This is a genomic window from Sphingomonas gei, from assembly GCF_004792685.1.
Classification (GTDB): Bacteria; Pseudomonadota; Alphaproteobacteria; order Sphingomonadales; family Sphingomonadaceae; genus Sphingomonas; species Sphingomonas gei.
This window is the reverse complement of sequence record NZ_SRXT01000005.1, coordinates 49,047-67,017: the sequence shown is the minus strand read 5'-3', so window position 1 is coordinate 67,017 and position 17,971 is coordinate 49,047. Positions and strand designations below refer to the sequence as shown.

Genomic DNA, 17,971 nt, shown 5'->3' with positions numbered 1-17,971 from the left:
GCCGGAATCGTGCGCCACGACAGGACCCGCCGCCCTATAACGCAGCGCCCGGCTGTGCCGGGCATGCTGCTGGCGATGCTGATCGGCAGCCTGGGATTTGCCATGCCCGCGGTGGCGCGCCCGCCTGCCGACACGCCCGGTGTCGACTTCGGAGCGGAAGCCGCTTCCAAAGAGGCGCGCCGAATCGCCAATTGGATCGTGGATTCGCACGACAATCAGGCACTGCCATTCATCGTCATCGACAAGGTCAGCGCGAAGGTCTTCGTCTTTGATGGCGACGGCCGCATCCGGGGCGCGGCGCCGGCGCTGCTCGGCATGGGCCGCGGAGACGATACCGTCCCCGGCATCGGCCAGCGCAAGCTCGCGACGATTAAGCCGGCAGAACGCACTACCCCGGCGGGGCGGTTCGAAGCTTCGCTGGGGAACGACTTCGACCAGGACATTCTATGGGTCGATTATGACAGCGCCTTGTCGCTCCATCGCGTGATCCAGGGCAATCCCAAGGATCGGCGGCATGCCCGCCTCGCTTCGCCGACTCCGCTCGACAATCGCATTTCCTATGGCTGCATCAACGTGCCCGTGCATTTCTACGACGCGATCGTGGCGCCCGCGTTCCAGGGGACGGTCGGGATCGTCTATATCCTGCCCGAAACCAAGTCCCTCGAAGCGGTATTCGCCCTTGGCCGCAAGCCCTAGCCCTTGGGGATGACGCCGGGTTCGCCGCCGCGCCTGACGTCGGCGATCGCGGCGCGCAGCAGCGAAAGGCGTCGGGACAGATCGGGATGTGTCGCAGCGGCGACATTGCTCTGGCCCATCAGCCTGCCGATAAATACTTCGGCGCCCGACAGATCATAAGCCGCCGCCGTCGCAAGGCCCACGGCCAGGCGATCGGCCTCTTCCTCGGCGGCGCGAATCTCGGCGGACGCCGCGGCCGCGGGCAGCATGGTGTTTGCAGAAGCGCCTTGGGCTGCGAGCCGCTGGCGATGATGCAGCAAATTGTGCGCCATCTCGTGCCCGATTACGAGAGCAAGGTCGTCGTCGGTCGCGCAACGACCGAGCAGCCCGTCGCTGATCATCACACGCTTCCCATCTGCCCAGGCATTCACTTCGTCGCCCGGGATGAATTCGACGTTGGAAGGGCAGCCGCGCTCGGCCACGAAGTGAATTTCGCGCTCGCCGCTGGCCGACGACACCCGCAGCGTCACGGCCCCGCGCCGCATGTGCTCGACGAGAATCTGCTCCGCGCGGTCTAGGGACCGGCGGCTCTGATCGCCGTTTGCGGCGGGCTCGCCCAGATCGTGCCCGTTGATCGAGAGAAGCTGGTCGCCGGGGAGAAGCCCGGCCCTGTCGGCTGGGCTATCGCCGACAACCGCCATGACTCCGACATGCACGCCGAGTCCGAAGCTGTGCGCCGCTTCCTGTCGGTCCGCCGGTCCATATTGTTCCAGCCTGTGAAGAACGAAACCCAGTTGCGGCGTGAGAACGGCCGCGCATTGTGCCTGGTTCGCGATCGCAAGCCTGTACGTCACGCGCGCCACCCGCAGATCCTGCCCGCGCAATTGTTCGAAGCGTCCCATCGCCGGGGTGCCCGCCGACGCGGCACCATTCGCGCCGATCGCCAGCGCCGTCAGCAAAAGTGCGAAGCATGTGCGTAGAAGAGGCGCCAACGAAGCTGGTAAATGCATTCGTAACATCTACGTCGGCGGGCGCGGCCGAAATACAGCGCAGCAAGCACCAGAACGGGACGTGCCGAAACGACACCGTGCGCAAGCCCGTTAACACCCGTGCCAGATCGTTACGAAGTCGGGGTCCCGGGGTCGATTCCGATCGAAGAGCCTGCCTCGGCGAGTGCGGCCGCCGACCTGCGCAATGCCTCGGCTTCCGCACTCGACAGGTCCGGGATCAGCACGCGTTCGATGCCGCCCGCGCCGAGGACACAAGGGAGGCTCAAATACAGATCCCCAATTCCCAGCTGCCCCGTCAGCAAGGTAGAAACGGGGAGAACCGCGTGTTCGTCGCGCACGATAGCTTCGCAGATTCGGACGATCGCGGTCGCCACTCCGAACGACGTATAGCCTTTGCCGGATGCGATCTCATACGCGGCTTCGCGAACCTTCCGTGCGATTTCGCTACGATCGGGCTCGGGCGAAGGAGAAGCGAACGCCTTCATACTCAAGCCGCCGACGCGCAGGCTCGAGAAAGCGACGACTTCGCTGTCGCCATGCTCGCCGAGCACAAATCCTTCCACCGCCCACGCGGAGACCCCTAATTTGACCGCGAGTTCCTGCCTCAGGCGGTTGGTGTCCAGCAAGGTCCCGGTGCCGATCACGTGCGATGACGGTAGTCCGGAGCGGCGAAATGCCACCAGCGACATCAAATCCACCGGATTGGCCGCGACTAGAATGATGCCGGCGAAGCCGGCGCCTATCAATTCATCTACACACGACGTCACGATCTTCGCACTTTCGCCAGCAACGGAGAGGCGGGACTGCGAACCGTGCGTGGCCCCTCCGGCGGTCACCACGGCAATGCTGGCGGTGCGCGCATCCGCATAGGTGCCGGCCCAGATCCTCGCCGGCCGCGCCAGCGCATTGGCGTCTTTGAGATCGGCAGCTTCGGCCCGGGCGAGATCCGCGTTGCTGTCGATCAGAACGATTTCTCTGAACAATGCCCGGAGCATCAGGGCATAAGCAGCGGTCGCGCCGACATGGCCGGTGCCCACGATGGCAACGCGACTTCCGGAAGGGTTTGGGCCGGTCACGATCTGGTCTCCGATGTCGGATATTGCGCAGCGCTCATCTGCCGAGCCGGCGGTGCCGGCCGCGCATGGTCGTGTCGGGCCTATACTGGTTCCCCGCGCAATCCTAAACAGCTTATACTTTGGCGGTGGCTGGGTGTTGGTCGCCCCAGTCGCACAATCATGCACCCCGGCTACCCGCACGCGCGTTGTCAGCGCGTGGGGGACGGTTGGTTAGCCCCGGGTGCTTTGGGAGCATGATCATGGCCGGCACGGCATTGGTAGTGGGCGCAAGCGGCATCGTCGGCAGCGCGAGCGCCGACCTGCTTCTGAGCGAAGGCTGGACGGTGTACGGGCTGTCCCGCGGCCGCCCCGCGCAAGCCGGGGTTCGTCATGTCGCAGCCGATCTTCAGGACAAGGCCGCGACGGCCGCCGCCTTGACGGATGTTCGTCCCGAAATCGTGCTCATCACGACATGGCTTCGGCAAGACAGCGAGGCGGACAATATCCGCGTCAATGCCGCCATGGTCCGCAACTTGCTCGATGCCTTGCGCGCGAATGGGGGCACCCGCCATGTCGCGTTGGTGACGGGTCTGAAGCATTATCTCGGGCCGTTCGAGGCGTATGGAAAGGGCGCGTTGCCGCAGACTCCTTTCCGCGAGGATCAGGGCCGGCTCGACGTCGAGAATTTCTATTATGCGCAGGAAGACGAGGTTTTCGCCGCGGCCGAGCGCGATGGTTTTTCGTGGAGCGTGCATCGTCCGCACACCGTGATCGGGATGGCCGTCGGAAACGCCATGAACATGGGCACCACACTTGCCGTCTACGCCAGCCTCTGCCGCGAGACCGGCCGCCCTTTCCGCTTTCCCGGGTCCGCAGCGCAGTGGAACGGGCTAACCGACATGACCGACGCGCGGCTGCTGGCGCGGCACCTGCTCTGGGCCGCGACGACGCCCGAGACACGCAACGAAGCGTTCAACGTCGTGAACGGCGATGTCTTCCGCTGGAGCTGGATGTGGGGGCGTCTCGCGGCATGGTTTGGCGTGGAGCCGGCAAGCTTCGATGGCTCCGTCGAGCCGTTGGCGGTGCAGATGGCCGGTGACGAACCGCGTTGGCGGGCGCTTGCCGAACGTGAAGGATTGGTCGAGGCGGACCTGGCGCGGCTGTCGTCGCCCTGGCACACCGATGCCGATCTGGGCCGGCCGATCGAGGTGGTTACCGACATGAGCAAGAGCCGCAGGCTCGGCTTCACCGAATACCAGCCGACCGATGACGCGTTCTTCGATCTGTTCGCGCGCCTGCGGGCGGAACGGATCATCCCCTGATCGGGACTTAGTCCCGACTTGACGACGATCGGAACGCCCAGCGCATCGTGCTGGCAATGCCGCCGGTGCCCAGCCGCACCGCGGGCGTGGCAAGGCCGGGGCCGGAAAGCCCGTGCATCCGCCGGGCCCAATCGGGGAGGAGGTCTACCGCCGCCTGGAAGGCCAGCATCTGGAACGGTTTGACCGCAAGGTTGGGCGCCGGCTGATCGAGCACCATCCGCGCCACTTCGCGGGTGCGGGCATCGACCAGCAATTCTGGCCGCATTTCGGCGATCAGAGCGTCGGCTTCGGCGCGGCTGCGCGGGATCGGGTCGGCACCCAGCGCTTCCGCCACTCGGGCGAACTCGGCGAAATAGCGGTCCTGATCGCTCGCCGACATGCCGGGCTCGGCATAGCGCCGCCAGGCGTCGAGGAAGCTCACCGCCTCGGTGACGTGAACCCAGGCGAGCAGGCGCGGATCGTCTGCGGCATAGGGCGTGCCATCGGCCAGCACGCCGCGAACGCGGGTGTGGACGTCGCGCACCTTGGCGATCGACACCTCGGCCTCTTCGGCGGCGCCATAAGTCGTCATCGCGATGAAGCGCGCCGTGCGGCGCAGCCGGCCGAGCATGTCGCCGCGAAAGCTCGAATGGTCCCACACCCCGGCGAGCACCGCCGGATGGAGCATCTGGAGCAGCAGCGCAGTCACCCCGCCGACCATCATCGTAGTGACGTCGCCATGGACGCGCCACACCACCGACCGGGGGCCGAACATGCTCCTCTCGGGATTGCGCTGAACCGGCTTCTCGCCTTTCGCCTTGTCGTTGAATACCGCGCGCACCTGGCCGATCAGCGCGGATTTGAGCGAGCGGGCGGCTTGGGTGGCGGGACTCATCGTTCCAAGCTAGGGCTCGAAGCCCCCATCGCAACCCGCAACGGCTTCACGCCGACAAATCAGGCCCGAAAGCGGTCTTTGTCGCAGCGCGACAAAGCGTGGATTGACCGGGGGCTTCTTGCAGTGCAGCAACACCGGCCATGGCCAGTCTCGCGATCGCAAACAACCCGGACATCCGCTTTCTGGGTCGACTCCTCGGCGACGTGATTCGCGCTTATGGCGGTGAGGAGCTGTTCAAGCGCATCGAATATATCCGCGCCACGTCGGTCGACCGGCATCGCGGCGTCGCCGGGGCGGCAACAATCGATTCGGGGCTCGACCGGCTGAGCCTCGACGAGACGCTCGATTTCGTCCGCGGCTTCATGCTGTTCTCGATGCTCGCCAACCTCGCCGAGGACCGCCAGGGCGTCGAGACCGAGGCGCATGCCGACATGGCCTCGGCGCTGGCACGGCTGCAGGAACACGGCATCGGCCACGATGCCGTGATGGCGCTGCTCGATCACGCCTTGGTCGCCCCCGTGCTGACCGCGCACCCGACCGAGGTGCGCCGCAAGTCGATGATCGACCACAAGAACCGGATCGCCGAACTGATGGCGCTCAAGGATCGCGGCGTCGAGGAAACCGAAGATGGCGACAAGGTCGAAGAGGCGATCCTGCGCCAGATCGCGTTGCTCTGGCAGACGCGCGTGCTGCGCCGCGAAAAACTGGGCGTCGCCGACGAAGTCGAGACCGCGCTGTCCTATCTGCGCGACGTGTTCCTGCCCGTCCTGCCCGCGCTCTATGCCCGCTGGGACCGCGCGCTCGGCGAGCGCGCGCCGAGCTTCCTGCGCGCCGGCAGCTGGATCGGCGGCGATCGCGACGGCAATCCATTCGTCACTGCGGATTCGATGAAGCTCGCGCTCGCGCGTTCGGCCGAGACGGTGCTGGCGTATTACATGGAGTCGGTCCACGCGCTCGGCGCCGAGCTGTCGATCTCGACCGAGCATGCCAGCGTCAGCGCGGCGGTGATCGCACTCGCCGAGGAAAGCCCGGATACCGGCAAGAGCCGTGAGGACGAGCCCTATCGCCGCGCGCTCACCGGGATCTATGCCCGGCTCTCGGCCACGCACGAGAATCTGACCGGCAAGCGCGCCGCACGCCCGGCCCCGCTGCGCGCCGAGCCCTATGCCGAGCCCACGCAGTTCCGCGAGGAGCTGGTTGCGATCGCGCGTGGTCTCGCCGCCGAAGGTGCCGGGCCGCTCGCCAGCGGCGGCGCGCTGGGCCGGCTGATCCGCGCGGTCGAGACCTTCGGCTTCCACTTGGCCACGCTCGACATGCGCCAGAACAGCGCGATCCATGAGCGCGTGATCGCCGAATTGCTCAAGGCCGGCGGGGCGTGCGACGATTATCTCGCGCTCGACGAGGACGCCCGCGTGGCGCTGCTCCGCCGCGAGCTCGAGAGCGTGCGGCCGCTGACCAGCCCCTATGCGGTCTATTCCGAAGAGACCGCGTCCGAGCTGGCGATCGTCCGCGCCGCTGCCGAGGCGCACACCAAATACGGGCGCCAATGCATCACCCATTATATCGTCTCGATGGCGCAGTCGGTGTCGGACCTGCTCGAAGTCCATGTGCTGCTCAAGGAAGCCGGGCTCTACATCCCCGGCGCCCAGCCGCAGGCGCATATCATGGCGATCCCGCTGTTCGAGACGATCGCCGACTTGGAAGGCGCGCCCGCGATCATGGAGGCATGGCTGAGCCTGCCCGAAGTCGCCGCGATTGCCGCGAAGCGCGGGCATCAGGAAGTCATGATCGGCTATTCCGATTCGAACAAGGACGGCGGCTATCTGACTTCTACCTGGCAATTGTCGCGGGGGTCGACGGCGCTCAAGCCGGTGTTTGAAAAGGCCAACCTCGCGATGCAGCTGTTCCACGGCCGCGGCGGCGCGGTCGGCCGCGGCGGCGGATCGAGCTTCTCGGCGATCCTCGCCCAGCCCCCGGGCACGGTGCAGGGCCGCATCCGGATCACCGAACAGGGCGAAGTGATCGCCGCGAAATACGGCACCCGGGCGAGCGCGATGACCAATCTCGAAGCGATGGCATCGGCGACCCTGCTCGCCAGCCTCGAGCCCGAGCAGCTTGCCCCCGCCGATGCCGAGCGCTTCGCCGCGGCTATGGACGAACTCTCGGCGACGGCGTTCAAGGCCTATCGGGGGCTCGTCTACGGCACCGAGGGCTTCACCAGCTATTTCCGCCAGGCCACGCCGATCGCCGAGATCGCCGGGCTCAAGATCGGCTCCCGCCCGGCCAGCCGCAAGAAATCGGACGCGATCGAGGATCTGCGCGCGATCCCCTGGGTGTTTAGCTGGGCGCAGGCGCGCGTGATGCTGCCGGGCTGGTACGGCGTCGGCGCGGCGATCGACGCGTTCGCGGACAAGGGCCTGCTGCGCGAGATGGCCACGGGCTGGCCGCTGTTCGCGTCGACCCTGGCGAACATGGAGATGGTGCTCGCCAAATCGGACATGGACGTCGCGCAATATTATGCGGCTCTGGTCGAGGACAAGGATCTGCGCGACGGCATCTTCGGCCGGATCCGCGACGGCTGGAATGCAACGCATGACGGGCTGCTCGCCGTGACGCGCCAGACGCGGCTGCTCGAGAAGCACCCCGGGCTCGAGACTTCGATCCGGCTGCGTACCCCGTATATCGAACCGCTCAATTTGCTCCAGATCGAATTGCTCAAGCGCCACCGCGCCGGCGAGGAGGATGCCCGGATCGGCGAAGGTATCCTGCTGTCGATAAACGCGATTGCGACGGCGCTGCGGAACAGCGGCTAGGCCAGAAACGGGGCCGCCACTTCGTCCGGCACGCGTACCAGCCGGCCCGTGGCGCGGTCCAGGATCGCCCAGGTGGTCTTGGCCTCGACTCGCACCTTCCCGTCGGCGCCGGTGAATTTCATATAGCGATTGAACCGCGCGCCCTTGGGTGGTTCGCTCACCCAGGTCTCCGCGGTCACCGTCTCGCCCTCGACCACGCTGCCGCGATAGTCGATCTCGTGCCGGGTGATCACCCAGATATAAGCCGCGTGATGTTCGGGCGCGGCGATCGCGTGCCAATGCGCCACGGCGACATCCTGGATCCACTTTACCCAGACCGCATTGTTGACGTGGCCGAGGATGTCGATGTCCTCGGGACCGGCGGTGATCGTGCTGATGTAAGGCGTCATCGCCGAACCTTAGCGCAACTGACGGTCGAAGGTCAGCCTCCGCGGTATCGATCAACGATGACGGTGCAGGCGATCGGCGGCAAGCCGGGCGCCGTGAAGGTCATCGCATCGCCCTTGCCCCGCAATTCATATCCCTTCGCGGTGTAGCGAGTGTCCGAAGCGGCCCGTTCGCCGCGCAACGTCGCCAGCGCCTTGCCCCCGCGCGAAACGGTGACTCGATCCCCGTCCGGTTCGAAGGCAGCGACGAGGCGCGATCCGTCCATGCAGCGATAGCGCGCGGTCGAGCGATTGTGCTCGGTGGGCTGGGCCGAGGGCGTCGCCTCCCCAGGACGCGGCTTGATGTCGGGACTGTGGATTCGCCAGCGCCGCTGCTCTGCGGTGGCACCATCCACATCGCCGGTGCGGTGCAAGGTCAGCGAGACGCGCAGGTTGAACGGGCGAGCACCTTCCTTGAGCCGGCCATAGACTTGCACCGGCACGGTCACGTAGCGCTGGCCCGCCCCCGCATCGATCCGGCCCGGCGCGCCGACATTGGCGTGATATTCCGAATAGCGCGCGAAGCTCGCAGCAAAGGCACGCGCGTCCATTCCGGCGGCGCCCGGCTCCCAGAGCCGATAGGCCTGGCCATATTTTGCCTCCCCGAGCAGCGCATAATAGGTCTGCACGACATTGGCGGCGCCCTGCGCGCTATCCTCGGTGAACGGCGCCTCGCTGACCGGCGTGCGGTCGTCGTCCAGCCCGCCCGGTTCTCCCGGCGCCGGCGGATTGAGCGGCGCCGGCGTCGCCGAAGCTATGGCCTTCGGCGCGGGGGCTGGAGTTGCCTCCGCAGCGGGCGGGTCGAAATCGTCGGCGGCGGTCACGACGTTTTCGCTCGGCTGGGACGAACAGGCGGCGAGCGCCAGAAGCAGCGGCAGAGACAGGCGCATCGGATGATCCAGCTTGGGCAACGGGTGACGAACGCGCCCGTTGCCACGCTGTTCCTCAATCTTCGAGCGGGCGGTTGCCGACAAAGCCGAGCCGTTCGACGCCCGCATGCTTGACCACCGCCAGCACCGAATCGAACCGCTCGTAGCGCGCCTCCGGATCGGTATTGATGTGGAGCACCGCCGCCGTGTCGCGCTGCATCACCGCGAGCAATCCGAGCAATTCGGCATCGGCGATCCGCCGCCCGTCCCAGAACAGGCCGCCAACGCGATCGATGCCGAGCTGGTGCGGTCGTTCGATCCGGGTGCTCGGCTTCGGATCGCTGGGGAGGTCGATCGGCACCTTATGCGTAGCGATGGGAATGCTGAGGATCATCACGATCAGCAACACCAGCATCACGTCGATGAACGGCGTGACGTTGATCGCGCTGAAGGGCACCGGCTCGGGGACACGCGCGACTTTGACCATTGCACCTCTCCTTATTGTTATGATGCAACGTATCATTTGAAATAGGGTTGTCCAGAGCCGTATACCACCGTCATCCCGGCGCATCCCGGGATCTGATGCCGGCCCTTCCAGCTGAAATGGTCACCGACCATTGGTCGATTCTTCGATAGCCAGACAGGCAGCATGGACCCGCTGGAGCGGCCGGGCGAATTTCACCCGGCCTGCAATATAGGTGTCGATGCGCGCGGCCCGCGGCATGGCGCTTCTCCTCTGACCCGCGGGACGCGGGTCCAGTGCGGGCGTGGGTCAAGCGTCAGGGGGCGAGTGCGATTTCGTCGCCGTCGTCGAGATCGTCCTCGTCGACATCCTCGTCGTCGAGATCGGCCTGGATATCGTCCTCGCGGAGATCGTCCTCGTCCTGGTCGGCATCATCGTCCTCTTCGCCAATCTCGCCGTCGACCATGGTCAGTTCGTCTTCGCTGGCGATCGCATCGGGGTCGTCGAGACCCAGCGGGATGTCGGTCATGATCGTGCCGTTGCTCGGGCCGTCCTGCGTCGCCTCGATGATTTCGGCGCCCTGCGCCTCGTCATAGCCTTCGGCGGACCAATTGTCGGTGGAATGCGGGGGAACCTGATTGCCGCCCATAAGTGATCCTCTTCGCTGGAGGGGGCGCGAAAATGTCCCCCGTCACGGGTCGAACGGCAATCGTGCCACATCCGTTCCGTCACGGCGACGCGAACCTGTCAGCTTGGTCGGAAAAGTCGTCCTTTTTCGGCGACCGCCACTGCGACGAACGCCAGCACTCCCATTGCGAGGAAGCCGGTGTAGAGCGGCACGGTGGTGCCATCGAACGCCTGGCCGATCTGTGCGCCGATCACTGCGCCGCCGAGAGTCGCGACGAAGCCCTGCAGGCTCGACGCGGTGCCGGCGATCTCGCCCATCCGCTCCATCGCCATCGCCGAGAAGTTCGAGTTGGCGAGGCCGAAGCTCGCCATCATCAGCGCTTGCAGGATCGCGAAGCTCCACAGATTCTCATGTCCCGAAAAGGCGATTGCGAGATGGATTGCCGCGAACAGGATCAGCGCCAGAAGCGCGGTGTGCGAAATCCGCCGCGTGCCGATTTTCATCACGATCCGCGAATTGAGGAACGAGCCCATCGCCATTGTGCTGGCGACAGCGGCGAATACCACGGTAAGCAACTCTGGCCGGTGGAACACCCCTTCCATGATCTGCTGCACCGAGCCGATGAACCCGAACAGCCCGCCCGAAAGCAGGGCCGCGGCGATCGTGTAGCCGACGGCGCCGCGATCGCGCAGCACCAGCGCATAATCGGCGGCAATCCGCGCTGGCTTGAGGCTCTGGCGCGAATCGGAGTCGAGCGTCTCGGGCATCCGCAGCCAGAACCACGCCACTACCAGCGCAGAGACTGCTGCAACACCCCAGAAGATCACCCGCCACGATCCCCCCGCTGCGAGCACGCCTTGGCCAAAGGCCGGCGCGAAGATCGGCGCTGCCATAAAGACGATGAAGGCCAGGCTCATCACTCGCGCCATTGCTCGTCCAGCAAAGCAGTCGCGCACCAGCGCCACGGTCACCACCCGCGCCCCCGCCGCCGACGCGCCCATCGCCACGCGCGCGACCAGCAACAGCACGAAGCTGCCCGAGATCGCCGCCAGCGCGCTGGTGAGCACATAGCTGACCAAGGCGATGATCAGCACCGGCCGCCGCCCGAACCGATCCGACAGCGGGCCGTAGATCAGTTGCGCGAACGCGAAGCCGAGCAGGAAGGCGGTGATCACGAATTGCCGGTGATTGGGCTCGGCGACATCGAGGCTGGCGCCGATCGCGGGCAGCGCCGGCAGCATCGAATCGATCCCGAGCGCCGTCAGCGCCATCATCGCCGCGATCAGCGTCACGAACTCTCCGAAGCGGAGCGGCGCGCGATCGGCGGACTGTGTGGTTAGATGGGGGTCGGGCATGCGGGGCCAATGGCGGATCGGCGCGCGGGCGTCACCCCCTTGTTGCCCGACGCGCAACGTCGCCCGCTTGTTCGGCGGGGGGCTGCGGGTCTAACTGGGCCCAACATACGGAGACTCGCATGCTCGACACTCTCGCCGAAATTCCGGCGCTTTCGCTCGCCGATCAGCAATCCGATCCCGAAGGCTTCGCGCAGCAATTCGGTCGATCCTTCCAGCGCTTCGGCTTTGCGGTGGTACGCGATCACGGCGTCCCAGCCGCGCTGATCGAGCGCGCCTGGGCGATGACCAAGGCGTTCTTCGACTTGCCCGAGGCCGAGAAGCGCAGCTATTTCGTCGAAGACGGCGGCGGCGCGCGTGGCTACACCCCGTTCAAGACCGAGATCGCCAAGGGTGCCAGCCATGTCGACCTCAAGGAATTCTGGCACGTCGGCCGCGAGCTCGCGCGCGATCACCGCTTCGCCGACAAGATGCCCGCCAACATCTGGCCTTCGCAGCCCGAGGGCTTCCGAGAGACTTTTCTCGAGCTTTTCCAGGCGTTCGACGAAGCTGGCGACCGCCTGCTCTCCGCCATCGCCCGCTATCTCGGTCTGGCGCCCGAATGGTTCGACCCCGCCGTAAGGGACGGCAATTCGGTGCTCCGCCTGCTCCATTACCCGCCGGTAGCTGTCGACGCACCCGAGGTCCGCGCCGGCGCGCACGAGGACATCAACCTGATCACCTTGCTGCTCGGCGCCGAGGAAGCCGGGCTCGAATTGCTCGATCGCGACGGCAAGTGGCTGCCGGTCAAGCCGCCTCAAGGCGCGATGGTGGTCAATGTCGGCGACATGCTCCAGCGGCTGACCAACCATGTCCTGCCCTCGACCACCCACCGCGTGGTCAACCCGCCGCCCGAGCGCCGCGGCAATTCGCGTTATTCCATGCCGTTCTTCCTGCATCCCGCGCCGGATTTCCTGATCGAGACGCTGCCCGGCTGCATCGGCTCCGAGCGGCCCGATCGCTATCCCGTGCCGATCAGCGCGCACGACTATCTCCACGAACGTCTCGTCGAGATCGGGCTGATCAAAAATTAATATCTTGAACGCCCCTCCCCTTCAGGGGAGGGGTTGGGGGTGGGGCCTGGCCGTCTCACCGAGACCTCCGCCTGCCGCACTGCCCCACCCCAACCCCTCCCCTGAAGGGGAGGAGCTTATTCGTGAGATACCAATGACCGAACCGCTTCGCATCGCACTCGCCGGCCTCGGAACCGTGGGCGCAGGCGTGATTCGCCTGCTCGATACGAATGGCGAACTGATCGCGCGACGCGCGGGGCGGCCGATCGTCGTCACGGCAGTTTCGGCGCGCGACCGGACCAAGGATCGCGGCGTCGACATCGCGCGCTTCGACTGGGTCGACGATCCCGCCGAGCTGGCGCGGCATCCCAAGGCGGATGTCGTGGTCGAATTGGTCGGCGGCTCGGACGGCCCCGCGCTCGCGCTCGCGCGCGCGACGCTGGCCGCCGGCAAGAGCCTGGTTACCGCCAACAAGGCGATGATCGCGCATCACGGGCTCGAGCTCGCCCGCGCCGCCGAATCCGCGAACCTCGCGCTCAAGTTCGAGGCCGCGGTCGCCGGCGGTGTGCCGGTGATCAAGGGCCTGCGCGAAGGCGCCGCGGCGAACGTGATCGCCCGGGTCTATGGCATCCTCAACGGCACCTGCAATTTCATCCTGTCGAAGATGGAGGCCGAAGGCCGCGACTTTTCGGAGATCCTCGGCGAAGCGCAAGCGCTCGGCTATGCCGAAGCCGATCCCAGCTTCGACATCGACGGCGTCGATGCCGCGCACAAATTGTCGATCCTTGCCAGCGTGGCATTCGGCACGCAGCCCGCGTTCGGCGACGTGGCGATCACCGGCGTGCGCCACCTCCTCGCGGCCGACATCGCCGAAGCGGCGGCACTCGGCTATCGCATCCGCCTGCTCGGTGTTGCCGATTCGGGGCCGCACGGGCTATTCCAGCGCGTCCACCCGCATCTTGTCCCGCTCAGCCACCCGCTCGCGCATGTCATTGGCTCGACGAACGCCGTGGTTGCCGAAGGCAATTTCGTCGGCCGGCTGCTGTTCCAGGGCGCCGGCGCGGGCGATGGCCCGACCGCCAGCGCAGTCGTCGCCGACCTGATCGACATCGCCCGCGGCGAATTCGGGCCGCCTTATGCGATGCCCGCCGACGCGCTCGCCGCGCAGCACGCCGCCGACAGCGGCGAGCGCCGCGCCCGCGCCTATGTCCGGCTGACCGTGGCCGACAAGGTCGGCGTGCTCGCCGAGATCGCCGCGGCGATGCGCGACGCCGGCGTCTCGATCGAGAGTCTGATCCAGCGCGGCGCCAACCCTGACGGCAGCGTGCTCGTCGCGATCGTCACGCATGAAGGGCCCGAGCGCAGCGTCGCCCAGGCGCTCGAGAAATTGCGCGGCTCGCAGAGCCTGGTTGGTGAATCGATGTGGATGCACATCCTGGGCGAGTGATCAGGGGGCGAGCGGGCGCTCGTTCCAGCGCATGCCGCGGCCGTTGCCCATCGTCGCGCTGACGCCGACCGAGCCGCAATGCGCCATGAATGCGCCTTGCCCGCATTCGGGTTCGGTCCGCTGCCCGACGAGCCGGGTGACTCGCTGATCGGGCAGTTCCTGGTGAGCCGGTGCGACGAACGGGACGCGATAGCGATCGGCGTGTCGCAGCGCGCAAACGACGACTTCGTCCCCGTCGCTGGCAGCGCGGCACGACACGTCGCCGGCGGTCTTCGCGCGATATTCGGCGATCGCAGCGGCAACGGCCGGCGCGTCCTGGACCAGCAACAGCAAGGGTAACAGCATCCATAGTTCCTACGCTTGCGACCAAGCGAGGCTGAAGCAGGGTTGTGGCGAAAATGCGATTGCGCCTGACAGCGCTAGCAGCCTCGACAGTGCAACACGCGCCGCCTATCGCCACCACAGTTCTGCCAAGAGGATTACCAGCCGATGACGACCGCCAGCAACGTTCTCGATCGCGTTCTCGTGCTCGAAATGGTGCGCGTCACCGAAGCCGCCGCGATCGCCGCGTCGAGCCTGGTCGGGCGCGGCGACGAAAAGGCGGCCGATCATGTCGCGGTCGAGGCGATGCGCGAGGCGCTCAATTCGCTCTACATGGACGGCACCGTCGTGATCGGCGAAGGCGAGCGCGATGAAGCGCCGATGCTCTATATCGGCGAAAAGGTCGGCTCGGCGATCGGCACGGGCCCCAAGATCGACATCGCGCTGGATCCGCTCGAAGGCACCACGATCTGCGCCAAAGCCGGGCCCAACGCGCTCGCAGTGCTCGCGGTCGCCGAGCATGGCGGGCTGCTGAACGCGCCCGACGTCTATATGGACAAGATCGCAGTCGGCCCCGGCTATCCGGAGGGCGTAATCGACCTGGCAAAGTCGCCCACCGAGAATGTCACGGCGCTCGCCGCCGCCAAGGGCGTCGAGCCCCATGAGATCATCGTCTGCGTGCTCGATCGCCCGCGCCACGAAAAGATGATCGCCGAGCTGCGCGCGATCGGCTGCGGCATCGTGCTGATCGGCGACGGCGATGTCGCCGGCGTGATCGCCACCACCAATCCCGACACCACGATCGACATCTATATGGGATCGGGCGGCGCGCCGGAAGGCGTGCTCGCCTGCGCCGCGCTCCGCTGCGTAGGCGGCCAGTTCAAGGGCCGGCTGGTGTTCCGCAACGACGACGAGCGCGCTCGCGCACGCAAATGGGGAATCGAGGATCTCGACAAGATCTACGATCTCACCGAACTCGCCAAGGGCGACTGCATTTTCGCGGCGACCGGCGTGACCGACGGCTCGCTGCTCGAAGGCGTAAAGCGCGTCCGCGGCAAGATGACCACCGAGAGCGTCGTGATGCGCGCCAGCTCGGGCACGGTGCGCTGGGTCAAGGGCGAGCATCGGCTGGGCTGATCGTCCTCCCGGCCACGTCGGGATGATGCGCTAAAAATCCCCGTTCGCCCTGGGCGTGTCGAAGGGCGGCTATCCACGAGCGCATCGCTCGCCGCCGTGCTTCGACAAGCTCAGCACGAGCGGGGGGAACGCTTGCCCCGCTGCCGCCTGCGCCTTACCCCTTGCCGGCATCATTCAAAAGAGGTCGACAATGCGCAGGTTGATGGGTTTCGTGGCACTCGCAGCCTTTATTACGCCGCTTGCGGCGCACGCACAGGCGGCTGCCCCAGCGGCGCCCCAGGGATCCCCCTTCACCTACGAGGAAGTGATGGTGCCGATGCGCGACGGCGCGAAGCTCCAGACCGTCATCATTCGCCCGAAGGGAAAGGCCGGCAAACTGCCGATCCTGCTCCAGCGCACGCCTTATGGAGTCCCCGATCAGCCGCCAGGCAGCGTGCCCGCCTCGATGCGGTTCCTGATGGAGGACGGCTATATCCTCGTCTTCCAGAACATGCGCGGCCAGTTCAAATCGGGTGGCGACTTCAAGATGTCGATGGCGCTCGACGCCAAGGGACCCAAGGCCGTCGACGAGGCCACCGACGCGTGGGACAGCATCGACTGGCTCGTGAAGAACGTCGCCGGCAACAATGGCAAGGTCGGGATGTGGGGCGTGTCGTACCCCGGTTATGCTTCGGCGGTGGCGCTCGCCATGCCGCATCCCGCGCTCAAGGCAGTGAGCCCGCAGGCGGCGTGGAACGACTGGTGGATCAACGACGATCTCCACCGCTACGGCGCGATGCGGCTGTCCTACGCCACCGACTGGCTGTTCAGCCTGCAGAACAACGGCCAAGGGAACGACTTCGACTATGGCGGCAAGCCCCTGGTCGACAGCTATGACTGGTTCCTCAAGCTCGGCCCGGTCGCCAATCTCGACAAAATCTACTTCAAGGGATCGGTCCCCCAGCTCACCGCGATGATCGAGCATCCCGATTACGACGATTTCTGGAAGCGCCAGCGCTGGACCGAGAAGCTCGGCCGCACGACGGTGCCGACGCTCCATGTCGCCGGTTTCTGGGATCAGGAAGATCCGCTCGGCACCTGGAAGATCTACGACAAGATGGAGGCGCAGGACCCCGACGGGCTCAACATGATCGTCGCCGGCCCCTGGGCGCACGGGACGTGGCATTCGCCCGGCAGCGACGTCGGCTATGTCAAGCACGGCAAGGAGAGCGGCACCGAATTCATGCGCGACATCGAAGCCCCGTTCTTCGCGCACTGGCTGCACGGCAAGGGCAGCAAGCCCGCGTTCGAAGCCAGGATGTTCCAGAGCGGATCGTGGGAGTGGAAGTCCTATGCCAAATGGCCGGCCCCGGGCGCGACGCTGACCAACCTCTATCTGCAGAGCGACGGCACGCTTTCGTTCACCCCGCCCGCCGATGCCGGCCAGTGCCGCGAATATGTCTCCGATCCGGCCAATCCGGTGCCGTTCCGCGAGCGCCCGATCTCGCGCACTTATCCCTCGCAGGAATGGCGCTGGTGGGAAGCCGCCGACCAGCGCTTCGTCGATCACCGCCCCGATGTGCTCTCTTACACCAGCTCGCCGCTCGAGACCGACCTGACCGTGACCGGCGAAGTTGCCGCCAAGCTGATGGCGTCGACCTCGGGCACCGACAGCGACTTCGTCGTCAAGCTGATCGACGTGCTTCCCGACGATTACGAGCCCGCCCGTCCCGGCACGCTCGGCGAATATCCTCGAACGATGAATGGCTATCAATTCCCGATCGCGATGGAGGTCCGCCGCGGCCGCTATCTCGCGAGCTTCGAGAAGGCGACCCCGCTGACGCCCAACCAGATCATCGCCTGGGACGTGCCGCTGCGCAGCCACGACCATGTCTTCAAGAAGGGCCACCGGATCATGGTCCAGGTCCAGTCGAGCTGGTTCCCGGTGATCGACCGCAACCCGCAGAAGTTCGTGCCCAATATATACAAGGCGGCGCCCGAGGATTTCGTCAAGGCGACCCAGCGAGTGTGCGGCGGATCGCTGGTGGCGCTGCCGGTGATCAAATAAGCACTGCGCCGAGCATCAGATAGGCGTCCGGGCCGTAGGACGGATCCTCGTCACCCGGGGCATAGGCGAAGCCCTGCGCGGCCCAATAGCGGTCGGCGCCGCCCACCGCCATCAGCGCGATGTCCGACAGCCCGAGCGCGCGGGCCTGCGCCGTGACGAGATCCAGCGCCTCGTTTCCCGCGCCGGTCCCGCGCGCCGCGGGGAGCAAGGCGATGTCATGGAGATAATATGCGTCGGCATCGGGCGGGATCGCGCCGAGCATTGCCCCGAGCTTCGGCGGAACGTCACGATGCCAGGGGTGCGCGATCAGATAGCCGGCGACTGCATCGTCATGCTCCAGCACGCGGCACCCGGACGGGTATAGCGCCAGCCTTTCGGCATAGACCGCCACCGGCTCGGTGAAGCGCCCATGCACGGCATCCGAGATCGCCGACACCGAAGCGAGATCGGCTTCGCGCATCGCTCGCCATATGCCGGGCAT

17 protein-coding genes are annotated in these 17,971 nt (G+C 66.3%); 7 read left to right on the top strand and 10 right to left on the bottom strand.

What is annotated here, in order from left to right:
• Nucleotides 1–9: 9 nt before the first annotated feature.
• The gene (locus E5A73_RS13105) at nt 10–696 is read left to right on the top strand and encodes a L,D-transpeptidase (RefSeq protein WP_240700172.1); all 687 of its coding nucleotides are present in this window, start codon (nt 10–12) and stop codon (nt 694–696) included.
• Here the strand turns inward: E5A73_RS13105 and E5A73_RS13100 are convergent.
• Nucleotides 693–1,634 (bottom strand): M48 family metallopeptidase, encoded by a 942-nt coding sequence (locus E5A73_RS13100; RefSeq protein WP_168355930.1) that lies wholly within the window; start codon nt 1,632–1,634, stop codon nt 693–695. The genes E5A73_RS13105 and E5A73_RS13100 overlap by 4 nt on opposite strands.
• A gap of 161 nt (nt 1,635–1,795) precedes the next feature.
• Complete coding sequence (locus E5A73_RS13095) at nt 1,796–2,761, bottom strand: L-lactate dehydrogenase (RefSeq protein WP_135964299.1); 966 nt, start codon at nt 2,759–2,761, stop codon at nt 1,796–1,798.
• Between the two features lie 239 nt (nt 2,762–3,000).
• On the opposite strand from E5A73_RS13095, the gene E5A73_RS13090 reads away from it, so the two are divergent.
• Entirely contained in the window at nt 3,001–4,062 is a 1,062-nt protein-coding gene (locus tag E5A73_RS13090; RefSeq protein WP_135964298.1) for an SDR family oxidoreductase, read from the top strand.
• A gap of 7 nt (nt 4,063–4,069) precedes the next feature.
• Here E5A73_RS13090 and E5A73_RS13085 read toward each other — a convergent pair whose 3' ends face one another.
• The gene (locus E5A73_RS13085) at nt 4,070–4,936 is read right to left on the bottom strand and encodes an oxygenase MpaB family protein (protein WP_135964297.1); all 867 of its coding nucleotides are present in this window, start codon (nt 4,934–4,936) and stop codon (nt 4,070–4,072) included.
• A gap of 140 nt (nt 4,937–5,076) precedes the next feature.
• On the opposite strand from E5A73_RS13085, the gene ppc reads away from it, so the two are divergent.
• Nucleotides 5,077–7,749, top strand: coding sequence for a phosphoenolpyruvate carboxylase (gene ppc, locus E5A73_RS13080; protein ID WP_135964296.1), 2,673 nt, complete (start codon nt 5,077–5,079; stop codon nt 7,747–7,749).
• On the opposite strand, the gene E5A73_RS13075 is transcribed toward ppc, so the two are convergent.
• From E5A73_RS13075 to E5A73_RS13055, 5 genes are all read right to left on the bottom strand, one after another.
• Complete coding sequence (locus E5A73_RS13075) at nt 7,746–8,138, bottom strand: acyl-CoA thioesterase (protein ID WP_135964295.1); 393 nt, start codon at nt 8,136–8,138, stop codon at nt 7,746–7,748. The genes ppc and E5A73_RS13075 overlap by 4 nt on opposite strands.
• Nucleotides 8,139–8,170: 32 nt before the next feature.
• Nucleotides 8,171–9,064, bottom strand: a complete 894-nt coding sequence (locus E5A73_RS13070; protein WP_135964294.1) for an MliC family protein — start codon at nt 9,062–9,064, stop codon at nt 8,171–8,173.
• Between the two features lie 55 nt (nt 9,065–9,119).
• The gene (locus E5A73_RS13065) at nt 9,120–9,530 is read right to left on the bottom strand and encodes an ExbD/TolR family protein (protein ID WP_135964293.1); all 411 of its coding nucleotides are present in this window, start codon (nt 9,528–9,530) and stop codon (nt 9,120–9,122) included.
• Nucleotides 9,531–9,822: 292 nt separating this feature from the next.
• Nucleotides 9,823–10,155 (bottom strand): DNA primase, encoded by a 333-nt coding sequence (locus tag E5A73_RS13060; RefSeq protein ID WP_135964292.1) that lies wholly within the window; start codon nt 10,153–10,155, stop codon nt 9,823–9,825.
• 98 nt (nt 10,156–10,253) lie between these two features.
• Nucleotides 10,254–11,489, bottom strand: a complete 1,236-nt coding sequence (locus E5A73_RS13055) for a multidrug effflux MFS transporter (protein WP_135964291.1) — start codon at nt 11,487–11,489, stop codon at nt 10,254–10,256.
• Nucleotides 11,490–11,608: 119 nt separating this feature from the next.
• Here E5A73_RS13055 and E5A73_RS13050 point away from each other — a divergent pair, with 119 nt between their 5' ends.
• Both E5A73_RS13050 and E5A73_RS13045 read left to right on the top strand, forming a co-directional pair.
• On the top strand, nt 11,609–12,559 hold the full coding sequence (locus E5A73_RS13050; protein ID WP_135964290.1) for an isopenicillin N synthase family dioxygenase: 951 nt from the start codon (nt 11,609–11,611) through the stop codon (nt 12,557–12,559).
• A gap of 133 nt (nt 12,560–12,692) precedes the next feature.
• Nucleotides 12,693–13,985: a homoserine dehydrogenase gene (locus E5A73_RS13045; RefSeq protein ID WP_135964289.1), complete on the top strand. Its 1,293-nt coding sequence runs from the start codon at nt 12,693–12,695 to the stop codon at nt 13,983–13,985.
• Here E5A73_RS13045 and E5A73_RS13040 read toward each other — a convergent pair whose 3' ends face one another.
• A complete protein-coding gene (locus tag E5A73_RS13040; RefSeq protein WP_135964288.1) occupies nt 13,986–14,330 on the bottom strand; it encodes a hypothetical protein in 345 nt (114 codons plus the stop codon). It lies immediately after the preceding gene.
• Between the two features lie 144 nt (nt 14,331–14,474).
• On the opposite strand from E5A73_RS13040, the gene glpX reads away from it, so the two are divergent.
• Entirely contained in the window at nt 14,475–15,443 is a 969-nt protein-coding gene (gene glpX / locus E5A73_RS13035; protein ID WP_135964287.1) for a class II fructose-bisphosphatase, read from the top strand.
• A gap of 190 nt (nt 15,444–15,633) precedes the next feature.
• The gene (locus tag E5A73_RS13030) at nt 15,634–17,490 is read left to right on the top strand and encodes a CocE/NonD family hydrolase (RefSeq protein WP_135964286.1); all 1,857 of its coding nucleotides are present in this window, start codon (nt 15,634–15,636) and stop codon (nt 17,488–17,490) included.
• On the opposite strand, the gene E5A73_RS13025 is transcribed toward E5A73_RS13030, so the two are convergent.
• Entirely contained in the window at nt 17,483–17,950 is a 468-nt protein-coding gene (locus E5A73_RS13025) for a GNAT family N-acetyltransferase (protein ID WP_240700171.1), read from the bottom strand. The two genes, E5A73_RS13030 and E5A73_RS13025, sit on opposite strands and share 8 nt — an antisense overlap.
• Between the last annotated feature and the right edge of the window lie 21 nt (nt 17,951–17,971).